Origin of the sequence: Bradyrhizobium rifense (genome assembly GCF_008123425.1) — a bacterium.
GTDB lineage: Bacteria > Pseudomonadota > Alphaproteobacteria > Rhizobiales > Xanthobacteraceae > Bradyrhizobium > Bradyrhizobium rifense.
The window spans coordinates 49,484-71,021 of record NZ_VSSS01000046.1; the positions used below are offsets into that span (position 1 = coordinate 49,484).

The 21,538-nt window shown below is 64.1% G+C and carries 18 protein-coding genes and 1 pseudogene; 11 read left to right on the top strand and 8 right to left on the bottom strand.

What is annotated here, in order from left to right; genetic code table 11:
* Positions 1-74: 74 nt before the first annotated feature.
* The 3 genes from tpiA to pyrG all read left to right on the top strand — a co-directional run bounded on the left by tpiA (position 75) and on the right by pyrG (position 3,158).
* Positions 75-830, top strand: coding sequence for a triose-phosphate isomerase (gene tpiA / locus FXB40_RS28995; RefSeq protein WP_148775533.1), 756 nt, complete (start codon positions 75-77; stop codon positions 828-830).
* A gap of 140 nt (positions 831-970) precedes the next feature.
* Positions 971-1,360 carry a preprotein translocase subunit SecG gene (gene secG, locus FXB40_RS29000; protein ID WP_148775534.1) on the top strand — a complete coding sequence of 130 codons (390 nt, stop codon included), beginning with the start codon at positions 971-973 and terminating at the stop codon, positions 1,358-1,360.
* A 166-nt stretch (positions 1,361-1,526) separates the two neighbouring features.
* Complete coding sequence (gene pyrG, locus FXB40_RS29005) at positions 1,527-3,158, top strand: CTP synthase (RefSeq protein WP_148775535.1); 1,632 nt, start codon at positions 1,527-1,529, stop codon at positions 3,156-3,158.
* A 4-nt stretch (positions 3,159-3,162) separates the two neighbouring features.
* Here pyrG and FXB40_RS29010 read toward each other — a convergent pair whose 3' ends face one another.
* From FXB40_RS29010 to FXB40_RS29020, 3 genes are all read right to left on the bottom strand, one after another.
* Complete coding sequence (locus tag FXB40_RS29010; RefSeq protein ID WP_187437216.1) at positions 3,163-3,825, bottom strand: class I SAM-dependent methyltransferase; 663 nt, start codon at positions 3,823-3,825, stop codon at positions 3,163-3,165.
* A gap of 111 nt (positions 3,826-3,936) precedes the next feature.
* Positions 3,937-5,313 carry a sensor histidine kinase gene (locus tag FXB40_RS29015; protein WP_148775537.1) on the bottom strand — a complete coding sequence of 459 codons (1,377 nt, stop codon included), beginning with the start codon at positions 5,311-5,313 and terminating at the stop codon, positions 3,937-3,939.
* The gene (locus FXB40_RS29020) at positions 5,310-5,984 is read right to left on the bottom strand and encodes a response regulator transcription factor (protein WP_148775538.1); all 675 of its coding nucleotides are present in this window, start codon (positions 5,982-5,984) and stop codon (positions 5,310-5,312) included. Before FXB40_RS29020 ends, FXB40_RS29015 begins: the two co-directional genes overlap by 4 nt.
* Before the next feature lie 172 nt (positions 5,985-6,156).
* Between FXB40_RS29020 and FXB40_RS29025 the strand changes: the two genes are divergently transcribed.
* From FXB40_RS29025 to FXB40_RS29045, 5 genes are all read left to right on the top strand, one after another.
* Positions 6,157-6,483 carry an NIPSNAP family protein gene (locus tag FXB40_RS29025; protein WP_148775539.1) on the top strand — a complete coding sequence of 109 codons (327 nt, stop codon included), beginning with the start codon at positions 6,157-6,159 and terminating at the stop codon, positions 6,481-6,483.
* A gap of 126 nt (positions 6,484-6,609) precedes the next feature.
* Entirely contained in the window at positions 6,610-7,461 is an 852-nt protein-coding gene (gene kdsA / locus FXB40_RS29030) for a 3-deoxy-8-phosphooctulonate synthase (RefSeq protein ID WP_148775540.1), read from the top strand.
* A complete protein-coding gene (locus tag FXB40_RS29035; protein ID WP_148775541.1) occupies positions 7,461-8,672 on the top strand; it encodes an MFS transporter in 1,212 nt (403 codons plus the stop codon). The genes kdsA and FXB40_RS29035 overlap by 1 nt, the downstream gene beginning before the upstream one ends.
* A gap of 143 nt (positions 8,673-8,815) precedes the next feature.
* Positions 8,816-10,909 (top strand): methyl-accepting chemotaxis protein, encoded by a 2,094-nt coding sequence (locus FXB40_RS29040; protein ID WP_148775542.1) that lies wholly within the window; start codon positions 8,816-8,818, stop codon positions 10,907-10,909.
* Between the two features lie 120 nt (positions 10,910-11,029).
* Positions 11,030-11,482, top strand: coding sequence for a universal stress protein (locus FXB40_RS29045; protein ID WP_148775543.1), 453 nt, complete (start codon positions 11,030-11,032; stop codon positions 11,480-11,482).
* A gap of 21 nt (positions 11,483-11,503) precedes the next feature.
* Here the strand turns inward: FXB40_RS29045 and FXB40_RS29050 are convergent, their stop codons facing one another.
* From FXB40_RS29050 to FXB40_RS29065, 5 genes and pseudogenes are all read right to left on the bottom strand, one after another.
* The gene (locus FXB40_RS29050; protein WP_148775544.1) at positions 11,504-12,313 is read right to left on the bottom strand and encodes a substrate-binding domain-containing protein; all 810 of its coding nucleotides are present in this window, start codon (positions 12,311-12,313) and stop codon (positions 11,504-11,506) included.
* Positions 12,314-12,329: 16 nt separating this feature from the next.
* Positions 12,330-12,782 carry a preQ(1) synthase gene (gene queF / locus FXB40_RS29055; RefSeq protein ID WP_148775545.1) on the bottom strand — a complete coding sequence of 151 codons (453 nt, stop codon included), beginning with the start codon at positions 12,780-12,782 and terminating at the stop codon, positions 12,330-12,332.
* 30 nt (positions 12,783-12,812) lie between these two features.
* Positions 12,813-13,088: an NHL repeat-containing protein gene (locus FXB40_RS50535; protein ID WP_430648166.1), complete on the bottom strand. Its 276-nt coding sequence runs from the start codon at positions 13,086-13,088 to the stop codon at positions 12,813-12,815.
* A gap of 131 nt (positions 13,089-13,219) precedes the next feature.
* A pseudogene (locus FXB40_RS50540) lies at positions 13,220-13,534 on the bottom strand (Vgb family protein); the annotation flags it as partial.
* Positions 13,535-14,060: 526 nt separating this feature from the next.
* A complete protein-coding gene (locus FXB40_RS29065; protein ID WP_148775546.1) occupies positions 14,061-17,189 on the bottom strand; it encodes a hypothetical protein in 3,129 nt (1,042 codons plus the stop codon).
* 608 nt (positions 17,190-17,797) lie between these two features.
* Here FXB40_RS29065 and eno point away from each other — a divergent pair.
* The 3 genes from eno (at position 17,798) to FXB40_RS29080 (ending at position 21,365) form a co-directional block, all read left to right on the top strand.
* Positions 17,798-19,081, top strand: a complete 1,284-nt coding sequence (gene eno, locus FXB40_RS29070) for a phosphopyruvate hydratase (RefSeq protein WP_148775547.1) — start codon at positions 17,798-17,800, stop codon at positions 19,079-19,081.
* 34 nt (positions 19,082-19,115) lie between these two features.
* Complete coding sequence (locus FXB40_RS29075; RefSeq protein WP_148775548.1) at positions 19,116-20,255, top strand: zinc-binding dehydrogenase; 1,140 nt, start codon at positions 19,116-19,118, stop codon at positions 20,253-20,255.
* A gap of 111 nt (positions 20,256-20,366) precedes the next feature.
* Positions 20,367-21,365, top strand: a complete 999-nt coding sequence (locus tag FXB40_RS29080) for an MBL fold metallo-hydrolase (protein ID WP_148775549.1) — start codon at positions 20,367-20,369, stop codon at positions 21,363-21,365.
* Positions 21,366-21,538: the final 173 nt, after the last annotated feature.

Genomic DNA, 21,538 nt, shown 5'->3' on the forward strand with positions numbered 1-21,538 from the left:
AGGCCCCTGGTCTCTGGAACTGTAGCGGCTCCTCTGCTAGCGCATGCACAAACCTCATTTTGCTGGAAAATGACATGACCGACGCCATCCGACCGCTGATCGCCGGCAACTGGAAAATGAACGGCCTCAAGGCCGCGGCCGCCGAATTCGACGCCATGCTCAATGGCGCGGCAGAGGTGGCCGGCAAGGCCGATCTGCTGGTCTGCCCGCCGGCGACCCTGATTGCGGCCTTTTCCGACAAGGCGCGCGGCAAAGCGGTCGGCGTGGGCGCACAGGATTGCCATCCCAAGCCCTCCGGCGCCCATACCGGCGATGTCGCGGCCGAAATGCTGGTGGACGCGGGTGCGACCGCCATCATCGTCGGCCATTCCGAGCGCCGCGCCGACCACGGCGAGGGCGATGCGCTGATCCGGCACAAGGCGGAAGCTGCCTGGCGGGCAGGAGCGGTCGCGATCGTCTGCATCGGCGAGACGCAGGCCCAGCGCGATGCCGGCCAAACCCTGGACATCCTCCGCGGCCAGCTCCACGGCTCGCTCCCGGAGGGCTCCACGGCCGCCAATCTGGTCGTGGCCTATGAGCCGGTTTGGGCGATCGGCACCGGCCTGACCCCCACCTCCCAGGATGTCGAGCAGATTCATGGCTTTATCCGGGAACTCCTGACCTCCCGGTTCAAGGCGGATGGGGCGGCGATACGGCTTCTTTATGGCGGCTCGGTCAAGCCGTCGAACGCGGCCGAGCTGATGGCGGTCAAAAACGTCAACGGCGCGCTGATCGGCGGCGCCAGCCTGAAAGCGGCCGATTTCCTTGCGATCGCCAAGGGCTGCCCTTAGCTAAAGGTAAAGCGCGGGCCGTGGCCGATCGGGGGTGGAAATGCCGTTTCCGATCGTGTAACACCGCGCAACTTCAGGAAAACCCGCGAAGCGCGATCGGCCGCCGTCTCGGCGCTGTCGGCTTGTGACGGAAGGATACCATGCAGACTGTTGTCATCGTCATCCACCTCATGATCGTTGCCGTCATGATCGGTGCTGTGCTGCTCCAGAAGTCGGAAGGCGGCGGCCTCGGTATGGGCGGCGGCGCGGGCTTCATGTCGAGCCGCGGCACTGCGAATCTTTTGTCGCGCACCACCGCGATCCTGGCTGCCGGCTTCTTCCTGACCAGCCTGTTCCTGTCCTGGTACGCCGGCTACAATCGTGCGCCATCCTCGATCATTGGCGCACCGGCGTCGCAGACCCAGCCGGCCGGCGGTGGGCCGATCACCCCGCCAACCTCGGGCGGCATTCTGGATACGCTGAAGAAGGCGGACGAGCAGCAGCAGGCCCCGGCAGCGCCGAGCGGCCCGCAGGTGCCTCGCTCGCAATAAAGCAGGGGGGCCATGCAGGGCGGAGGCTACCTTCCTGCATCAACAATCCCCATCAAGGCTCTGTCACCACTCTTAGTTTTGGCTCACCCACAGGCTCGCAGATTTTTTGGGGCGGAATACGAATCGCTTTGGCGAATCGGATTCGAGGGATTAGAGGTTAGGTCCCATGGCGCGGTACATATTCATCACCGGCGGCGTGGTTTCTTCGCTCGGCAAGGGTTTGGCTTCAGCGGCACTCGGTGCCCTGCTGCAGGCCCGGGGCTACAAGGTCCGCCTCCGCAAGCTCGACCCCTATCTCAACCTCGATCCCGGAACGATGTCGCCGTATCAGCACGGCGAAGTGTTCGTGACCGATGACGGCGCGGAGACCGATCTCGATCTCGGTCACTACGAGCGCTTCACCGGGCGGCCTGCGACGAAGCAGGACAACATCACGACGGGGCGCATCTACCAGGACATCATCTCGAAGGAACGCCGCGGCGATTATCTCGGCGCGACCATCCAGGTGGTGCCGCACGTCACCAACGCGATCAAGGAATTCGTCCTCTCCGGCAATGACGATTACGACTTCGTGCTGGTCGAGATCGGCGGCACCGTCGGCGACATCGAGGGCCTGCCGTTCTTCGAGGCGATCCGTCAGCTCAAGAACGAGCTGCCGCGCGATCACGCCATCTACATTCACCTCACGCTGCTGCCGTACATCCCGAGCGCGGGAGAGCTGAAGACGAAGCCGACGCAGCACTCGGTAAAGGAGCTGCGTTCGATCGGCATCCAGCCGGACATCCTGCTCTGCCGCACCGATCGCGAGATTCCAAAGGAAGAGCGGCGCAAGCTCGGCCTGTTCTGTAACGTGCGCGAGAGCGCCGTGATCGAGGCGCGCGACGCCGACAGCATCTATGCCGTGCCCGAAGCCTATCACGCGGCTGGCCTCGACGACGAAGTGCTCGCCGCCTTCGGCATCGAATCGCGCATCCCGCCTGTGCTCAAGAGCTGGCACCAGATCAACGAGCGCATCCGTAATCCCGAGGGCGATGTCACCATCGCCATCGTCGGCAAATACACCGGCATGAAGGATGCGTATAAGTCGCTGATCGAGGCGCTCTCGCACGGCGGCATCGCCAACAAAGTGAAGGTCAATCTCGACTGGATCGAGAGCGAGATCTTCGAGAAGGAAGACCCGGCGCCGTTCCTCGAGCACGTCAACGGCATCCTGGTGCCGGGCGGCTTCGGTCAGCGCGGCGCGGAAGGCAAGATCAAGGCGGCGCAGTTCGCGCGCGAGCGCGACGTGCCGTATTTCGGCATCTGCTTCGGCATGCAAATGGCTGTCATTGAGGCCGCGCGAAATCTCGTCGGCATCGAGGGAGCCAACTCCACCGAGTTCGGTCCGACCAAGGAACCCTTGGTTGGCTTGATGACGGAATGGCTGCGCGGTAACGAGCTCGAGAAGCGCTCGCAGGCCGGTGATCTCGGTGGCACGATGCGGCTTGGCGCTTATCCCGCTGCGCTCAATCGCGGCAGCCGCGTCTCGCAGGTCTATGGCGGCGCGACCGAGATTTCGGAACGCCACCGCCATCGCTACGAGGTCAACACTGCCTACAAGGACCGCCTCGAGCAGCACGGCCTGAAATTCTCCGGCCTCTCGCCCGACGGCGTGTTGCCGGAGATCGTCGAGTACGAGGATCACCCCTGGTTCATCGGCGTCCAGTTCCACCCCGAGCTGAAGTCGCGGCCGTTCGAGCCGCACCCGCTGTTCGCCTCGTTCATCCAGGCGGCGATGGTGCAGAGCCGGTTGGTCTGATTCCTCAAGACGAGGCGGTGAAGTCGTGTTCGCGATGCATTGCCTCGCGAGCGATCGGCACTGACGCGCCAGGCGCAACCGATCCCGCGATGAGCGTCATCTGCGGCCGCCGCGTCAGTTTGTAGACGGCGGCCGGCGGCACGTTCAGGAAGGCGCGATCCACCAGCGTTGCGCGCAGGCCGAGACGATCGAGCACCGGCCGCGGGATCGGGCAGCTCATGCCATAGGTGAACTGGTAGAAGGCGCCGCCGGGTCGGACATAGCTGAACGCGCCACCGAGGATCGAGACGACCTTGCGCGTCGACATGTTCAGCAACGGCAGGCCGCTCACGACCGCGCCGACGGGCGCACCATCATAGAGCCGCTCCGTCGCGAGCCGTGCAGCATCCATCCACAGCACGCGCGCCCCGGGGAAGCGCATTTGCAAGAGCTTCATGAAGTCCGAGCCGTATTCGATCAGCGTGAGATCTTGTGGCCTGACGCCGCGCTTCAGGAGCTTGTAGGTGAACGCACCGGTGCCGGGACCGAGCTCGAGGATCGGGCCGGTCTTCTCGGTGATCTCGCGCGTGATGAGATCGGCGAGCGCGGCGCCCGATGGTGCGATGGCGCCGACCCGACGCGGCGAAGACATCCAGGACAGGAAGAAGGACAGGAAATCGTTGGGCATGCGCACTCCGGCATCTCGATGGCACCTCGTGGGATCAGAGGTGAGGCGGGTGCACTGTCGCGGGAGCAGATTGCGACAGCATTGCGCAGTAAGCTGCAAACGCGGATTGAATCAAATCTGCGGGCTTGGCCGCAGCGTCATTCTGAAGCAGGTACCGCCGTCCGCGTTGTCGGTGACCGAGACCTGCCCGCCATGCAGAAGCACGATCTCGCGCACCATGTTGAGGCCGAGGCCGGCGCCGCGATCGAGCGGTGTGAGCCGGTAGAACGGCTCGAAGATCTGCTCGCGTTGATCAGCGGGAATGCCTGTGCCTTCGTCGGTGACTTCGATGCTTGCAGGCTTGCTCACGCGAATACCGATTGTGCCGCGACGAGGGCCGTGCTGGATCGCATTTTGCACGAGATTGGTCAGCGCGCGCTCCAGCGCGGCGGCGTCGCCGATCGTTTCGATCGATGTCGCGAGCGCATCGAGCGCCAGCTCGTAGCCCGCAGCGATCGCGAGCGGGGCGAGGTCGGCGGCCGCGCTTTGCGCGATCGCGACGAGGTCGACGCGCGAGAAGGGATGATCGCAGCGGTCGAGCCGCTGGATGTCGAGCAATTGCTCTGCAAGCGTCGCCAGCCGCGCGGCATCCTCCAGCAGCCGGGTCTTGTCCGGACCGGAGGGGAGCGATTCCAGTCGCGTGTTCAGAATCGCGATCGGCGTGCGCAGTTCGTGCGCGGCATCCGCAACAAAGCGCTTGTGACGGGCATAGCCCTGGTCGAGCCGCGCCAGCGCGTCGTTGACCGCGGTGACCAGCGGCACGACCTCCAGCGGAATTCTCTCCACCGACAGCCGCGCACCGCGCTGATGGATGTCGATGCGCCGGGCCTGATTCGCGGTGGCATCTAATCCCCTGAACGCGCGCTGCACGATCATCGGCGTCGCGATGAAGGTCGCGGTGCCCATCACGAGCAAGCCGGGCAGGGCGATGCCGAGAAACGCCAGCGAGGTCATGAGCAGTGCCTTGGCGCCGGTCAGTCGGCCTTGTGTCGCGGTGATGATCTGCACATTGCCGGCATCGGTGTCGACGCGCTTCAGCCGCGCCGCCGGCTTGCGGGGATCGTCTTCGAACATCTGCCAGCCGAGCCGTGCCTGGCTGATCTGGTCGAGGCCGCCGCCGATCGCTGCGAATTCCGCCGGAACGGCGCCTTCCGCGAGCGAATGTCCTTGCCGGTCGCGGACCAGAAACCAGAGGTCCGGTGTTTCGGCACGCAATTGTTTCAAATCGGGCGTCGACCGCAGGGTAGGCTCGCCGTCCGCGTTACGCGCGAGCGCGCGCTGCACGACATCGATGACGCGATCCTCGTCGCGCTCCGCGAGCACGAAGCCTGAGGCGCAGAGCGCACCGACGACAACGGCAACCAGCGCCAGCAACAGCGCGGCCTGGAGCGCGAGCAGGCGCCAGCTCAGTCGCGAGCGCAGGCAATAGGGATCGTCGTGCCTGCTCATGGCAGCTTCTTGAGGAGATAACCGACGCCGCGAATGCCGTGGATCTCCACGCCGGCATCGGCATCAGCGAGCTTGCGGCGCAGCCGCGAGACATGCGTGTCCAGCGCATTCGATTGGATCTCGTCGTCGAAATTGTAGACGGCCTCTTCGAGTGCCGCGCGCAGCACCGTGCGGCCCATCCGGCGGATCAGGGCTTCGAGCACCAGCAGCTCGCGGCGTGGCAGCTCGAACGGCTGGCCGTCGATGCTGGCCTCGCGATGGCCGACATCGAAGGCGAGGCGTCCGGCGCGGATGACGTCCGGAGACAGGCCCGCGGGCCGCCGCAGCACGGCACGCAGTCGCGCCAATAGCTCCTCGACCGCGAACGGCTTGGCGAGATAATCGTCGGCGCCACTGTCGAGCCCGGCGATGCGGTCGGCGAGCTCGCCGCGCGCGGTCAGGACGATGATGGGCACGCCGTCGGCGCGCGCGCGAAGCTTGGGGATCAGGGCGAGGCCGTCGCCGTCGGGAAGCTGGCGGTCGAGCAGGACGGCGGCATGGACGTCGGCGGAAATCGCTTCCTCCGCGTCCGCAAGCGTGGGGGCGTGATCCACCACCATGTCGTAGCGCCTGAGCGCCGACGAAAGCGCTGTGGCCATCTCCGCCTCATCCTCGACGAGCAAAATCCGCATGGTCCGGCACCTCAACCGCATTGAGCCCTTTTAGCGGCCCGATCATTGCGGCAGCATTGCGGGAAATGATCCAGCCATGCGCGAAACGCCGCGGGGGCGGTCGGGCAGGGCTCAAGACAGCATCAAGGCCGATTGTTATAACCTCCGCACCTGTTCAGGGAGGAAAACAACGATGATCTACGAGATGCGCGTCTATCGCTGCGTGCCCGGCCGCCTGCCGGCGCTGTTGAAGCGGTTCGAGACCGCAACGCTGAAGCTGTGGGAGAAGCACGGCATCCGCCAGGCCGGCTTCTTCACGACGCTGATCGGTGAATCCAACCAGGAGCTGACCTATTTCCTGGCCTGGGAGTCGCTTGCCGATCGCGAGGCGAAGTGGGGGAAGTTCATGACCGACCCGGACTGGATGAAAGCACGCGCCGAGAGCGAAGCGGACGGCCAGATCGTCGGCAACATCGTCAGCCAGCTCCTGACCCCGACCGCCTTCTCATCGGTGAAATAGCGCCTGTCCGGCATGGGTTGCGACGGGGACCTCTCGCGCAACCCTGATATTCTGATAGCCCGGGCCGAATGGGGTTGATCGGCCCCTCATCACCGCTATGGTCGCGGCGAAACGAGGGAATTGGCCTTGAGCTCTTCATCATCCGCGGCCCCGGTCGTCAGCGTCGGCACGGTCAAGTTTGGCAACGATCTGCCGATCTCGATCATTGCAGGACCCTGCCAGCTCGAAAGCCGTCAGCATGCGCTGGAGGTCGCCTCCGCGCTGAAGGAGATCGCCGCGCGGCTGAAGATCGGCCTCGTCTACAAGACCTCCTTCGACAAGGCCAACCGCACCAGCGCCTCGGCGGAACGCGGCCTCGGCTTGGCGCAGTCGCTGCCGATCTTCGCCGAGATCCGGTCATCGCTCGGTCTGCCCGTGCTGACCGACGTGCACGATGCCGCGCAATGCGCCGACGTCGCGCAGGCCGTCGACGTTCTGCAGATCCCGGCCTTCCTGTGCCGGCAGACCGATCTGCTGTTGGCCGCGGCCGCAACCGGCAAGGTCGTCAACGTCAAGAAGGGGCAATTCCTCGCGCCCTGGGACATGACGAATGTCGTCGCCAAGATCACCAGCGCCAACAATCCCAACGTGCTCGTCACCGAGCGCGGCGCCTCCTTCGGCTACAATACCCTGGTGTCGGACATGCGCGCGCTGCCGATCATGGCGCGCACGACCGGTGCGCCCGTGATTTTCGACGCGACCCATTCGGTGCAGCAGCCGGGCGGGAAGGGTGCGTCCTCCGGCGGCGAACGCGAATTCGTTCCGGTGCTGGCGCGCGCGGCCGTCGCTGTCGGCGTCGCCGGTGTCTTTATCGAGACTCACCCCGATCCGGATCGCGCGCCTTCCGACGGCCCCAACATGGTGCCGTTGCGCGAGTTCGAAGGGCTCATTCGCACGTTGATGGCCTTTGACGCGGTAGCCAAGGGCCAAGCGCGCTGATGCACGAGCCCGTCGCCAGGCCGTCGTCCGACCAGAAGTTTCCGCCTGCGATCAATATCATCGCGCTCGCGAGCTTTTCGGCGGCGTTGTCCACGCGTGCGCTCGATCCGGTGCTGCCGCATGTCGCGGAGGAATTTTCGATCAGCATCACGACGGCGGCGAGCATCGCGGCCGGCTATGCCCTGATCTACGCGCTGATCCAGCCGATCGTCGGCGCGGCGGCCGATTTGTTCGGCAAGGCGCGGCTGATGACGTTGTGCCTGGCGCTGCTCGGCGTCGCCTGCATCCTGGGCGCGCTCTCAACCTCGTTCTCGGGACTGTTCGCGAGCCGCATGCTCGCCGGCATCGCCTCGGGTGGGGTGTTTCCGGTTGCGCTCGGCCTCACCGCCGACCTCGTCGCGCCGGCGAAGCGACAGGTAGCGATCGGGCGCACGCTGGCGGGTTCGATGACCGGTAATCTGCTCGGCGCGACCGCCTCGGGCATCATCGGCGATCTCGTCGGCTGGCGCGGCGTGCTCGTGATCATCGGTGCGCTCGGGCTGATCGCGGCCGTCGCGGTCGCGGCGGGCTTTCGCGGCGCCGCCCTGACAGCGCCGCCGAAGAGCGACCTGAAGACCTTGCGGCAGGGCTATCGCACCATCCTCGCCAATCCCAACGCGCGCTATTGCTATTCTGCCGTGTTCGTCGAGGGCTGCTGCGTGTTCGGCCTGTTTCCCTTCATCGCTGCCTTGTTGTTCGATCTCGGCGAGACCTCGCTGTCGATCGCGGGCATCGTGATCGCGGGGTTCGCGGTCGGCGGTCTCTTCTACACGTTCACCGTCTCGCGCTTCCTGCCGCGACTGGGCGTCAAGGGTATGATGATCGCAGGCGCGAGCCTCGTCGCGCTCCAACTCGCCGCGCTCTCCGTTGGCCCCGGCTGGAAGGTCCAATTCGCCATCATGCTGCTGATGGGCTGGGGCTTCTACATGATCCATGGCTGCCTGCAGGTATTCGCGAGCGAGCTGTCGGTCGAGGCGCGGGCGACGGCGATGTCGCTGCACTCGTTCTTCTTCTTCATGGGCCAGACAGTCGGTCCGCTCGCCTACGGGTTCGGGCTAGCGCACACCGGCAAGGCGCCGACCCTGGTCGCGAGTGCCATGCTCATGGTGCTGCTGGGCCTTGCCTGCGCTGCGCTGCTCAAGCCGCGGGCACCGTCCGACGCGCGGGCCTGAGGTCAGTATTTCGCTACCAATCCCCGTATTTTCCCGTGGGGTGGCGGTGGCCAAATCCCTTCAATCTTAAGCCAAATCTCACCGTTCGCTCCGTAGAGTGGCGCCCAAACCGCTAGCCGGCGGCAACATCTATGGATCAGTCGATGCAAAAGCAGCGCTCGGTCGCCCGCATTCTCGGGGCGGTGGTTGGGTCTCTCGGTCTCATCCTTGTCGTCATCTGCGCTTATGCGCTGAAGCTGGCGGTGACGCGCTATTCGGACAGCAACCGCATCGTCTCGCTCACGATTGCGAGCCGCGACCTGACCAACACGCTGGTGATCTTTCGCCTGGAGCGCGGTGACACGCTGAGCTATCTGGCCTCCGCCGCGCCCGCGCCCGACAGCGTCATGAGCAGCCTCGCCGAGCAGCGCGCCACCGTGCAGAAGAATTACGCGCAGGCCTTGCAGAGCCTCGCCTCGGTCGATGCGCCCGGTCTCAACGAGAAGCTCGACAAGCTCCGCGGTATCTGGGCGCAGCTCGAGGAGCTGCGGCCGCGCGCGATCACTGCGTTGAAGCAGGAGAAGGGCGCGCGTGAAGCGAGCCTGCAGCCGAGCTGGGCCAAGATCAGCGACGGCTTCATGGATGCGATCGGCGACGTCACCGCCCATGTCGACAACGCGATGACGCTGATCGACCCCGTGGTCGATCGCCTCCTGATCGCCAAGCAGGCCGCCTGGCAGGCCCGCGCCAACGCCGGCCAGACCATTCTCGTCCAGTTCTCCTCGATCCTGGCCAACAAGACCTGGACCGCGGCCGACGGCGTCACGTTCGCCGATCTGCGCGGCCGCATCCAGCAGTCCTGGCTGGCGGTGCGCGACCTCGCCCCGAATGTGGCCTCGCCCGAGCTGTTGCAGGCGATCCGGACCGCCGAGCCGGAAATCTCCGGCGCGCTCAGCGACGAACGCAATGCGATCGCGACCAAGCTGCTCGCCGGTGAGCCCGCCGGCGTTGCCGGCATCGACTACCGCGATCGTCAGCTGGTTGGCGCCAACAACGTTGTCATCGTCACGCAGACCGCGCTCGCCAACATGATTTCTCGGGCCGAGGAGGGCGCCTCGCGCGCCCGCTTCAGCCTGATCCTGTTCGGTCTCCTGGTGCCGGCCTCGCTGGCGCTGATGATCGGCGGCCTGATGCTGATGCGCAACCGCGTGATCCGTCCGCTGACCGCGATCACCGGCGTTATGACGCGCTTTGCCGACCATGATTTCGCCAACGACGTGCCGGGCCTCGACCGCAACGACGAGATCGGCCGCATGGCGTCGGCCTTGCAGGTGTTCAAGGACGCCATGATCAACGCCGAGCGTCTCTCGGGCGATCAGGCGGCCGAGCGCGCCGACAAGGAGAAGCGCGCGACCGAGCTCTCGGGCATCGTGCGCCAGTTCGAAAGCCGGATCGGCCAGATGGTGCAGACATTGTCGAGCGCGTCAGGCGAGCTGGAGACGACGGCGCGCTCGATGTCGGGCACGGCGGCTGAAGCCCAGGCTCAGGCCGGCTCGGCCTCGACGCTGGCCGACCAGGTCGGCGGCGGCGTGCAGACGGTTGCGGCCGCGGCCGAGGAGCTCAATGCCTCGATCCGCGAGATCAACCGCCAGGTCGAGCAGGCGAGCCGCGCCACCGAGCATGCGGTCGTCACCGTCAGGGAGACCGATAGCACCATGCGCGCGCTCGCCGACGGCGCCGACCGCATCGGCGAGGTCATCGGCCTCATCTCCTCGATCGCGGGCCAGACCAATCTGTTGGCGCTCAATGCGACGATCGAGGCGGCGCGCGCCGGCGAATCCGGGCGCGGTTTTGCGGTGGTCGCAAGCGAGGTGAAGAACCTCGCCTCGCAGACGGCAAAGGCCACGGAGGAGATCAGCACCCAGATCACGGAGATCCAGGGTGCGACGCAGAAGGCGGTCTCCGCGATCGACGGCATCGTCAAGACCATCGAGGAAGTCTCGAGCATCAACCGTGTCATCGCCGCCGCGATCGAAGAGCAGAACAAGGCGACCGCCGAGATCGCCAACACCGTGCAGCACACGGCCGAAGCGACCTCGACCGTGACCCGCAACATCGCAACTGTCTCGTCAGCCGCGAACGAGACCGGCCGCGCGGCGTCCGGCGTGCTGAAGGCGGCCGCCGACCTGTCGAGCCAGTCGACCTCGCTCACGGGCGAGGTGGACAGCTTCATCACCAGAGTGCGTGAGGTGGCGTAACGCGTTGCTGCGCGATGGGCCTAGATATTGAGATTGAGATAAAAGCGAATAGACCGGAGGCTGGGATCGGACCATATTCGGAGGCATCACTTGCGGGACAATCAGCAAGGGAGCCACCGAATGTACGCCAGTATCCTCTTGAGCACCGATGGTTCGGATGTCGCAAGAAAAGGCGTTGAGCATGGAATTGCTCTGGCAAAGGCCTTGAATGCCAAAGCGACAATCGTCACCGTGACTGAACCGCAGCCGATCGATTATGGCGGCGGACACGATTCAGGATGGATTCCTTCGCAGGAAGAGATTGATCATTTTGACGCTGCCTGCAAGCAACACGCAGGCAAAGTGCTCGATCAAGCGCGAGCCATGGCAGAGCGGATCGGGCTGTCAGTAGAACTCCTGCACGTCCCGAATGCGCACCCAGCCACCGCGATTGTCGAAACGGCAAAGTCCAGAGGCTGCGACTTGATCGTCATGGCCTCTCATGGGCGGCGCGGCCTCAGGAAGCTGTTTCTGGGAAGTCAGACATCCAAAGTTCTCGTCAACGGCAGCGTTCCGGTCTTGGTCGTGCCGTAGTCGCTGCCGCTTCCGTAGTCGCTATTTCGCTCCGTCAGCCGAGATCGGCTCCATGCCGCTCGCGATGATCGCGTCGCGCGCCGCGGGGGAGGCGAGGAATTTGATGAGTGCCCGGCCGGCCTCTTGTTCTTTCGAGACGGTGGCGATCCCGGCCGAGAAGATCGTGATCTGCTGAATTTCCTTCGGCAGGGCGCCAACGATGTCGATGCCCTTCACGGGCTTCAGTTCGCTGATCTGCTGGAAGCCGAGCTCGGCTTCGCCATGCGCGACAATCTCGCCGACCGGAGTTGCCGGAATCTTTCGCGCCTTGTCCTTCATGGCCTCAGTGATTCCGAGCTTGTCGAACATCTCGGTCGAGACGTAGACGCCGCTGGCGCTGTCGGAATAGGCGATCGTCTTCGCAGCCAGGAGCGCCTGCTTGACCGCGCCCACCGAACTGATGTCTGGCTTCGGCGCGCCCGACTTCACGGCGACCCCGATCGGCGACCGTGTCAGGTCGACCTGGCTGCCGGCCACGACCTTGCCCTTGTTGACGAGATCAGTCAGCGCGTAGCCCACCATGATCAGCACGTCCGCCGGTTCGCCGCGCTCGAGGCGGACCGGAATCGCATTGGTGGTGGTGCCCATCGACGGCCCGTAGGCGGTCAGCACCTTGTTGCCGGTGGCCTTCTCGAACTCAGGCACGAGCGCCTGATAGGCCGCCGTCAGTCCGCCCGAAATCATCACGCGGACGTCGGCCGCGTGGGACGCGCCGGTGAACCACAGGATGCTGAGAAGGCCGAGGGCAAACTTCAAGGCAACGCCACGGAATTTCGCGGATATCGATGTCATCGTCATTGGTCTCCAACTAGCCCCGGCCGCGATAGGGCGCGACGCCCTGTTCGGGCACCCACAGGCCCTTCGGCACGCGGCCGGTCTGCCAGAACACGTCGATCGGGATGCCGCCGCGCGGGTACCAATAGCCGCCGATGCGAAGCCATTTCGGCTTGATCTCGGCGGCAATGCGCTTGCCGATCATCACGGTGCAGTCCTCGTGGAAGGCGCCGTGGTTGCGGAAGCTTGCGATGTAGAGTTTGAGCGATTTCGACTCCAGCAGCCATTGGCCGGGCGCGTAGTCGATCATCAGATGGGCGAAATCGGGCTGGCCGGTCACCGGGCAGAGCGAGGTGAATTCCGGCACGGTAAAGCGGACCAGATAATCGGTCCCTCCTTGCGGATTGGGCACGCGGTCGAGCTGGGCTTCTTCCGGCGTGTGCGGCCATTCGACCGCGCGGCCGAGCTGGAGGGTCTTTTTCGCCATTGTGTTCGCGTTCCTTTTGGGAGCGCTTGTTTAGGCGATCGTCTGGATCATGACCACCCGGTCGTTGCCGGATTCGCAACCCCAGAGCTCGCCGGGCCGGCCGTCGAGCTGGCGGACATTGGCATTCGGCTTGTCGCTGGCGAACACGCTGAACCGTTCGGTGGCCGGGTCGAAGCGCACGATGGCGTTGGCCGAGAAGTCGGTGAGCCAGACCTTGTCCTTGTCGTCGACATAGACCGCATAGGCGCGTGGACGCTCTCCCGGCAGCTTCCAGGTCTTCCAGGAGCTATCCGCGGGATCGTGCATCGAGACATGGCCGCTGTTCCATTCGCTGACCCAGATCCGGCTCTTCGAGTCCGACAGACGCGCCGCGATCCCTGGTTCGGCGTCGGCGGCTCGACCACACCGGCATTGCCGGTCGCCAGGTCGATCTTCGCGATGTAGCTGCCGGCGAGCGAGGCGTACCAGACATCGCCCTTGGGCGTGACCGTGATGCCGTAAGGACCAACGCCCCTCGGCGCCTTGAACACGGTCATCTCGCCGGACTTGGGCGCAAGCCGGCCGAAATAGCCGGACTGGCCGGTGAACCAGTAGGTGCCGGCCTTATCGAACACGCCGATGTTGAGATTGGCGTAGGCGAATTTTTCGGGCAAGCGGAACAACGTGACCTTGAGGTCGGAAGGATCGACCCGCGCGATCGCGTTCTGGCCGCCCTTGGTGATCCATGGCGCCCCGTCGGGTCCGATCGTCACGCCGTGCGGGGCGGCGCCCCTGGCCGAGGCTGACGGTCCGAAACGAGCCGTCCCTGGGATCGAGCCTGCCCAGCATGCCCTTGCCCTGCGCCGTGAACCAGACCGCGCCGTCGGGGGCGGGCGCGAGGTCGTGCAGTCCGATCCGGGGGCTGATGGGGAAATTTTGTCCGGAACAGGCCTTCCTGCGCAAGGCCTGGGCGCAGGGCCGCGGGGACCGCTAGGAGGGCGGCGCTCCAAGAAACTGGCGGCGATTCATTGCGTTACCCCCGGCTGTTTCACCCTTGGGTTGGACACGCCAATCAATCGGGGCGAAGCATAATCCTCCGCCATCGGGTCGTCAGTCGAGGCATCAGCGCACGCGTTCACGTTTGCTTGCGCATCGTCTCGTCGTTGGAGGAAGCACGCATGTGCCCGCCTCGCGCATAAGAAGCGACAGGGCGGGCACACGCGCAAATTCCCAAACTGGAAGAGGGGGAGGAGAGGAGCTGTTCTCCTCTCCTCCCCCTTGGGTCGATCCCTCCGATCGCTACACCAGATGGAACGCGTGCATGTCGATCGGCGAATGGATCGCCGATACGTCGTGCGGCACATCAAAGCCGCTGCTGTGCGTCCCCTGGAGCAGATCGGCAACGAGCTGAGAAGGCGCGCCAACCGGAGCGGGACCAACTGGAGCGATGTGCAGGTCGTTATTGGCAGCGTGGCCAGCTGTGTTGCTTCCGGTCGCAAATGCGAAGCCATCGTTGCCGGCGCTGACCGTTACGCCATTGTGGTGGTCGACGTTGGCTACGGGAGCCGGATCGGGCGTGAAGCTGACGCCGTGCGGAGAACTGAAGTTAAAGCCCGGAGCGTTGTCGGCCGAGAGTAGCGGCGTGAAGGCGCCGGTGGTTGGGTCGACCTGGCCGAAGGCCTTCAGGCTTCCGACCGATGCGTAATAGTCGTTCGGGTTCAGGCCCGTCGCATGAAACGAGTAGACCTTGTCGGTCGCCGTATCCGTCAGGGTGAACGTGCCGGATGTGGCGGCAGGCTTGATGACATCGTCAAGGCCGGCTTTGGCGCCGACGCCCGCAATCGGCGTGAACGATACCGATTGTTGGGCCGTGCCGGGATGCTTGATGTCGATGATGGTGCCGTCATCGCCGCTGGACAGTAGCAGATCACCATTTGGCGCGAGCTTCAGCGAGTCAGGATCATTTTGCGGCACGACTTCCGCCTTGCCTGTCACGGTGTCCAATCCGGTGGCGCCAAACGCGAGAACCGTCTTGGTTGTCAGCGTGCCAGTCGGATGATCTCCGTTGACAAGTTCGACCACGGTAGCATCGCCATGATCGACCGGGTTGGTGTAGCTTAGGAACACCTTGTCGCCCTTGAACACCACGTCGTCATAGCCGCGGCTGGCGGACGAATCGGCGAAGCTGAGCGGCGCCGAGACCGAATGCGTCTTCGGATCGATCAGCGTCAGGGTGGGATTGCCATCCTGATTTTGCAGCGCCCAGATCTCGCCTGTGACGGGGTTGTATTTCAAACCGTCAATCGAGCCCGAGATCGAATAGGTGAATTCAATATTGCCGTGCTTGTCATACTGGACAATCGTGCTGGAGCCGCCGGCGCCGGTCGAATCTGCGCCATTGCCGTACTCGACGAAGGTCGAGCCGTTTGCGATCGTGACGGAATCGGGTTGGGTCGAACCATCCGCCGGCGCCTGGAACGTCTTGACCGTATCGATCTCGGGAAACGGAGCCGCGTTCTTGTCGGGAATGAAGACCACGCCGTGCGGCGAACCGAAGGTGAAGCCCGGCGCGTTTTCATTGGACACCAGCGCGGTGAAGACACCGGTGTTTTCGTCGACTTGACCGAACGCCCCGAGCGACCCCACAGATGCGTAGTAGGCGTTGGGATTGAGGCCGCTCACATGCACCGAGAGAACGTGGCCGTCCTTTGCATCCGAAATGAGGAAAGTGCCCGATGTCGCGGTCGGCTTGATCACGTCATCCAGGCCGGCGTTTCCCACCGAGCCTGCGGGAATTCCCTTGATCGGCGTGAATGCAATGGCCTGTTTGGACGTGCCCGGATTCTGGATATCGATGATCGCGCCGTCGGCGTTGCTGGAAAAGATCAGATCGCCGTTCGCCGCAAGCTTGAGCGAATCCGGGTCGGTCTGCGGCACCAGCTGCGTCTTGCCGGTCACGGTGTCGTATCCCATCGCGCCGTCCAGCAGCACGGGAGCCGTGGTGAGCAAGTCGCCGGGCTTCGGGTTCGGCCCGTTCAGCAGCTTCACGATGGTCGGGTCGCCGTTGCCGGTCGGGTTCGTGTAGCTGAGGAACACGTCCTTGCCCTTGAACACGACATCGTCATAGCCGCGCGAGTCCGACGGGTTGGCATAGTCGAAGTGAGCCGTGACCGTCTCGGTTCTGGGGTCGATCAGCGACAGCGAGGAGCGCCCATCCTGGTTCTGCAGCGCCCAAACCATCCCCGTTTCAGGATTGTATTTCAGCCCGTCGACCGATCCCGCAATCGAATAGGCGTGCACGAAGTGTCCGGCCTGGTCGTACTGGATGATCGTGCTGTTGCCTGGCACGACTCCAGTGGAGTCAACCCCGTTGCCGTATTCCACGAACACGTACTTGCCGGCGATCGTGATCGAATCCAGTCCGCTCACGCCATTGGGGGTGGCGGCAAACGTCTTGATCGAATCGACGTGCGCCATTGGTGGTGCATTCTTGTCGGGAACGAAGAGGAGGCCATGCGCGGAAGCAAACTGCGATCCGGTAACAATCGGCGTAAACACGCCGGTGGTCGGATCGACCTGGCCAAAGCCGCCCAGACTCGCCACGGAGGCGTAGTAGTCGGTGGTGTGGAGGCCGCTCGCATGGAACGAATAGACGATCCCGGATTTCGTGTCGGTCATGTAGAACGTGCCGGCGGTTGCGCCGGGCTTGATCACGTCGTCCAGGCCGGCGTTGCCAATGGAGCCGGCAGGGATTCCCTTGATCGTCGTGAACGCGATCGCCTGGCTGCCAGTCCCCGGATTCTGCACATCGATGATGGTGCCGTCGGCACCGTCGGTGAAGATCATGTCGCCATTGGGCGCGAGCTTGAGCGAGTCGGGATCAGACTGCGGGACGACCGCGGTCTTGCCGGTGACCGTGTCGAAGCCGGTGGCCCCATCGGTCAGAATCGTCGTCGTCAGCAATGTCCCGCTGGGATGGTCGCCATTGAGCAATTCCACCAGCGTCGGATCGCCGGTGCCGTTCGGATTTGTGTAGCTGAGGAATACCTTGTCGCCCTTGAACACGACGTCGTCATAGCCGCGCGTCGCGGATGGATTGGCGAAGCTCAGTGGACCGGTCACATGGTGAGTGAAGGGATCGATCAGTGTGAGTGTGGAATTTCCGTCCTGGTTCTGTAGCGCCCAGATCTCACCGGTATACGGGTTGTATTTCAAACCGTCGACCGATCCGGCGATCGTGTAGGTGTGTTCGATGCTGCCGTTCTTGTCATACTGCACGATCGTGCTCGAGCCGCCGGCACCGGTCGAATCCGCGTTGTTGCCGTACTCGACGAAGATCGTCCCATCCGCCGCCGTGATGGAGTCCGGGGCGTTCGCGCCAACCGATGCGCCCGACGCGAACGTCTTCATTCCGCTGATCACAACCATTTCGATCCTCCATGAATGCTAGTTGAGGCGCCGAAAGGAACACCCGACGGAAGACACGTATGTGACGATCTGCCGCGCAAATTTCTTTGCCGGATGAGGAACCTTTTGCGAGTTGCGAATCGATCTTGCTGCTCAAGTGTCTAGGCAAAGTTCCGTGCAGCAGCGCGCAGATCTTGCCCCACAAATTTCAAGAATACGCCGCATCGTTGCAGGAATTCCCGCCGCGACTGACACGAGCATCGCAACACTTCTTCGGAATATCGGAGTGATGGAGGGTGGCGTGAACGGCGATGTTTCGCCGCGACCTCGCGCACGCGCAACCTGCGCCATAGATCCGGGAGCATCGCGTTGGCGACGCGAATTCCGGAGCGGTGAACCACACCAGGTCATCGATAGTGGCCCACAGATCAACCAAGAGGCCGAGCCTCGGCCCTCTGGTTGGGTGTGTGCCACGGCCGGGCCAGGCTGTCGGTCGGTTGGCGGGCCGAGATTGGCTCCATTTTCGAATTGGCTATCAAGCCGCAGCCGTCACCCGGCCTTTTCCGCTTCGATGCATTGCGGTAGAAGCACCGCCAACTGCCCCCTTGGTTCCCCGAAAAGAGGCCCCCATGACCGCCATCATCGACATCATCGGACGCGAAATCCTCGACAGCCGCGGCAATCCCACCGTCGAGGTCGACGTCGTGCTGGAAGATGGCGCGCTCGGCCGCGCCGCGGTGCCGTCCGGCGCCTCCACCGGCGCCCATGAGGCGGTCGAGCTGCGCGACGGCGACAAGGCCCGCTATCTCGGCAAGGGCGTCACCAAGGCGGTCGGCGCCGTCAATGGCGAGATCTTTGAGGCCCTGAGCGGCCTCGATGTCGAGCAGCAGGCCCAGATCGACCAGATCATGATCGACCTCGACGGCACGCCGAACAAGAGCCGGCTGGGCGCCAACGCGATCCTTGGCGTGTCGCTCGCCTGCGCCAAGGCGGCCGCGAACTCGCTCGACATGCCACTCTATCGTTACGTCGGCGGTACCTCGGCGCGGCTGTTGCCGGTGCCGATGATGAACATCATCAATGGCGGCGTGCATGCCGACAATCCGATCGACTTCCAGGAGTTCATGATCCTGCCGGTGGGTGCGTCCTCCTTCGCCGAGGGCCTGCGCTATGGTGCGGAAGTCTTCCACACGCTGAAGTCGGAGCTGAAGAAGGCCGGCCACAACACCAATGTCGGCGACGAGGGCGGCTTCGCCCCGAACCTGCCGTCGGCGGACGCCGCGCTGGAATTCGTCATGAACGCGATCGGCAAGGCCGGCTACAAGGCGGGCTCCGACATCGTGATCGGCCTCGACTGCGCCTCGACCGAATTCTTCAAGGACGGCAAATACGTCTATGAAGGCGAGGGCAAGACCCGCTCGATCTCCGAGCAGGCCAAGTATCTTGCCGACCTGGTCGGCCGCTATCCGATCGTCACCATCGAGGACGGCATGTCGGAAGACGACATGGACGGCTGGAAGGAGATCACCGACCTCATCGGCAACAAGTGCCAGCTCGTCGGCGACGACCTTTTCGTCACCAACGTCAAGCGCCTCGCCGAAGGCATCAAGGCCGGCCGCGCCAATTCGATCCTGATCAAGGTCAACCAGATCGGCACGCTGACCGAGACGCTCGCTGCCGTCGAGATGGCGCACAAGGCCGGCTACACCTCGGTGATGTCGCACCGCTCGGGCGAGACCGAGGATTCCACCATCGCCGACCTCGCGGTCGCCACCAATTGCGGTCAGATCAAGACCGGCTCCCTTGCACGTTCCGATCGCACCGCCAAATACAACCAGCTCCTCCGCATCGAGCAGCAGCTCGGCAAGCAGGCGCTCTACGGCGGCAAGGCGGCAATCAAGGCGCTGGCATAAGCCAGCGCTTGAACAAGGACAGGGGAGGATCGACATGAGCGACGGCAAGACTGGACTGCAACTGCGTTCGCTGATCAAGAAGAGCGGAGAGCTCGAGATCCTGCTTCTGGACGTGCCGACCCCCGAGCCCGCGGACGACGAGGTCGTCGTCCGCATCGAGGCGGCGCCGATCAACCCGTCCGACCTCGGCCTGCTCGTCGGCGCTGCCGACATGAGCACGGCCAAGGCGTCCGGTACGAAAGAGGTGCCCGTCATCACCGCGAAGGTGCCTGATGGTGCGATGCGCGCAATGGGCGCGCGGCTCGACCAATCCCTGCCGGTCGGCAATGAGGGCGCCGGAATCGTCATCAAGACCGGCTCATCGGATGCTGCGAAGGCGCTGATGGGCAAGACGGTCGCGATGATCGGCGGTGCCATGTACGCGCAGTACCGGACCCTGAAGGCGCGAGACTGCCAGCCGCTGCCCGAAGGCACGACGGCGGCAGAGGGTGCGTCCTGGTTCGTCAATCCGCTCACAGCGCTTGGCATGACCGAGACGATGCGGCGCGAAGGCCACAAGGCGCTGGTGCACACCGCGGCCGCCTCCAATCTCGGCCAGATGCTGAACAAGATCTGCATCAAGGACGGCATCGGGCTCGTCAACATCGTGCGCAGCAAGGAGCAGGCGGAGATCCTGAAGAAGATCGGCGCCAAGCACGTCGTCGATTCCAGCGTGCCGAGCTTCCTCGACGATCTCACCAATGCGCTGGTCGAGACCGGCGCCACCATCGCCTTCGACGCCATCGGTGGTGGCAAGCTCGCCGGTGACATCCTCAACTGCATGGAAATCGCGATCAACAAGACCGCGAAGGAGTACAGCCGTTACGGCTCCAGCGTGCACAAGCAGGTCTACGTCTACGGCGGGCTCGATATCCGTCCGATCGAACTGCCGCGTGGCTTCGGCATGGCCTGGGGCGTCGGCGGCTGGCTGTTGACTCCGTTCCTGCAGAAGATCGGACCTGCCGATATCGGACGGCTGCGTCAGCGCGTCGTGAGCGAATTGAAGACCACCTTTGCCAGCCACTACACCAAGGTGGTGTCGTTGCAGGAGGCGCTCGATCCCGCCAACATCGCGGTGTACGCCAAACGTGCCACCGGCGAAAAATTCCTCATCGATCCGAATAAATCTTCGTGATCTGCGACGGCAGGTCAACCAAAAGAGGTCTTGCCTTCTGAGCGAAGCGGGAGATTATTCCGCCGCGTTGAAAGCGGAAAAACCGCAACGCGCTCAGAAGGGGACATCTCCATGACCGATCTCAATCGCCGTCACCTGTTTGCAGGCGCCGCTGCAGTCGGCGCGGCCGCCGTCACCGGACTGCGACCAATCGCAACCAATGCCGCGGTGCCGCAAGCCGGCGCGCAGGCGCCGGGCTTCTACCGCTACAAGGTCGGCAGCTTCGAGTGCACCTCGATCAATGACGGTGCGCGCAGCTTTCCGATGCCGGACAAGTTCGTCGTCAACATTCCGAAGGAGGAGGCGCTCGCCGCTGCCGACGCCGCCTACATGCCGAAAGGCATGGTCACCGTCCCGTTCAATCCGCAGCTGATCAACACCGGCTCCAAGCTCGTGCTGATCGACACCGGCAACGGCGTCGCCAATCTGGAGCCCAGCAAGGGCGCGGTCGGCCGCACCCTGCAAAATCTGCAAGCTGCCGGCGTCGACCCGAAGAGCATCGACATCGTGCTGCTGTCGCATCTGCATCCGGACCATACCAACGGCATCCGTCTCGCCGACGGCTCGCTCGCCTTCCCGAATGCCGAGATCATGGTGCCGGTGAAGGACTGGGAGTTTTGGACGAGCGAGGACAACGCCGGGAAGGCGCAGTCCAGCGAGATGATGAAGAACTACTTCGCCAACGTGAAGAAGACTTTTGCTGGCCTCGAATCCAAGGTGACGAAGTACGAGTGGGGCAAGGAGGTCGCGCCCGGCATTACCTCGATCGCGACGCCCGGCCATACGCCCGGTCACACCTCGTTCGCGGTCGCCTCGGGCGACAAGAAGGTGCTGATCCAGTCCGACGTCACCAACATTCCCGAGTTCTTCCTGCGCAACCCGGATTGGCACGTGGCCTTCGACACCGACGGCGCGCTCGCGCAGGAGACGCGCCACAAATTCTACGACATGGCGGCAGCCGAGAAGGCGACCGTGGTCGGCTTCCACTTCACCTTCCCCTCGGTCGGTCATGTCGAAAAGGATGGCGCCAAGTACCGCCTGATCCCGTCGGCGTGGAATCCGACGATCTGACCGGATCACAAATTTACACTGAGATCAGGCCGCCGCTTGGCGGCCTGATTGTTTTGGACCGGCGGTTGCGCCTGCCAAAATAAAAATGCCCAATACAACCCCATGCACAGTAGAGATCGCTTGAGATTTCGGCGATACCGAATAAGAGTTGATCCGTCGAGGCTGGGCAAGTT

What these genes read in the sequence shown, in the direction of transcription:
- tpiA (WP_148775533.1), top strand. Translation starts at nt 75, where the DNA reads ATGACCGACGCCATCCGACCGCTGATCGCCGGCAACTGGAAAATGAAC.
- secG (WP_148775534.1), top strand. Translation starts at nt 971, where the DNA reads ATGCAGACTGTTGTCATCGTCATCCACCTCATGATCGTTGCCGTCATG.
- pyrG (WP_148775535.1), top strand. Translation starts at nt 1,527, where the DNA reads ATGGCGCGGTACATATTCATCACCGGCGGCGTGGTTTCTTCGCTCGGC.
- FXB40_RS29010 (WP_187437216.1), bottom strand. Translation starts at nt 3,825, where the DNA reads ATGCCCAACGATTTCCTGTCCTTCTTCCTGTCCTGGATGTCTTCGCCG.
- FXB40_RS29015 (WP_148775537.1), bottom strand. Translation starts at nt 5,313, where the DNA reads ATGAGCAGGCACGACGATCCCTATTGCCTGCGCTCGCGACTGAGCTGG.
- FXB40_RS29020 (WP_148775538.1), bottom strand. Translation starts at nt 5,984, where the DNA reads ATGCGGATTTTGCTCGTCGAGGATGAGGCGGAGATGGCCACAGCGCTT.
- FXB40_RS29025 (WP_148775539.1), top strand. Translation starts at nt 6,157, where the DNA reads ATGATCTACGAGATGCGCGTCTATCGCTGCGTGCCCGGCCGCCTGCCG.
- FXB40_RS29035 (WP_148775541.1), top strand. Translation starts at nt 7,461, where the DNA reads ATGCACGAGCCCGTCGCCAGGCCGTCGTCCGACCAGAAGTTTCCGCCT.
- FXB40_RS29040 (WP_148775542.1), top strand. Translation starts at nt 8,816, where the DNA reads ATGCAAAAGCAGCGCTCGGTCGCCCGCATTCTCGGGGCGGTGGTTGGG.
- FXB40_RS29045 (WP_148775543.1), top strand. Translation starts at nt 11,030, where the DNA reads ATGTACGCCAGTATCCTCTTGAGCACCGATGGTTCGGATGTCGCAAGA.
- FXB40_RS29050 (WP_148775544.1), bottom strand. Translation starts at nt 12,313, where the DNA reads ATGACATCGATATCCGCGAAATTCCGTGGCGTTGCCTTGAAGTTTGCC.
- queF (WP_148775545.1), bottom strand. Translation starts at nt 12,782, where the DNA reads ATGGCGAAAAAGACCCTCCAGCTCGGCCGCGCGGTCGAATGGCCGCAC.
- FXB40_RS50535 (WP_430648166.1), bottom strand. Translation starts at nt 13,088, where the DNA reads ATGCACGATCCCGCGGATAGCTCCTGGAAGACCTGGAAGCTGCCGGGA.
- FXB40_RS29065 (WP_148775546.1), bottom strand. Translation starts at nt 17,189, where the DNA reads ATGGTTGTGATCAGCGGAATGAAGACGTTCGCGTCGGGCGCATCGGTT.
- eno (WP_148775547.1), top strand. Translation starts at nt 17,798, where the DNA reads ATGACCGCCATCATCGACATCATCGGACGCGAAATCCTCGACAGCCGC.
- FXB40_RS29075 (WP_148775548.1), top strand. Translation starts at nt 19,116, where the DNA reads ATGAGCGACGGCAAGACTGGACTGCAACTGCGTTCGCTGATCAAGAAG.
- FXB40_RS29080 (WP_148775549.1), top strand. Translation starts at nt 20,367, where the DNA reads ATGACCGATCTCAATCGCCGTCACCTGTTTGCAGGCGCCGCTGCAGTC.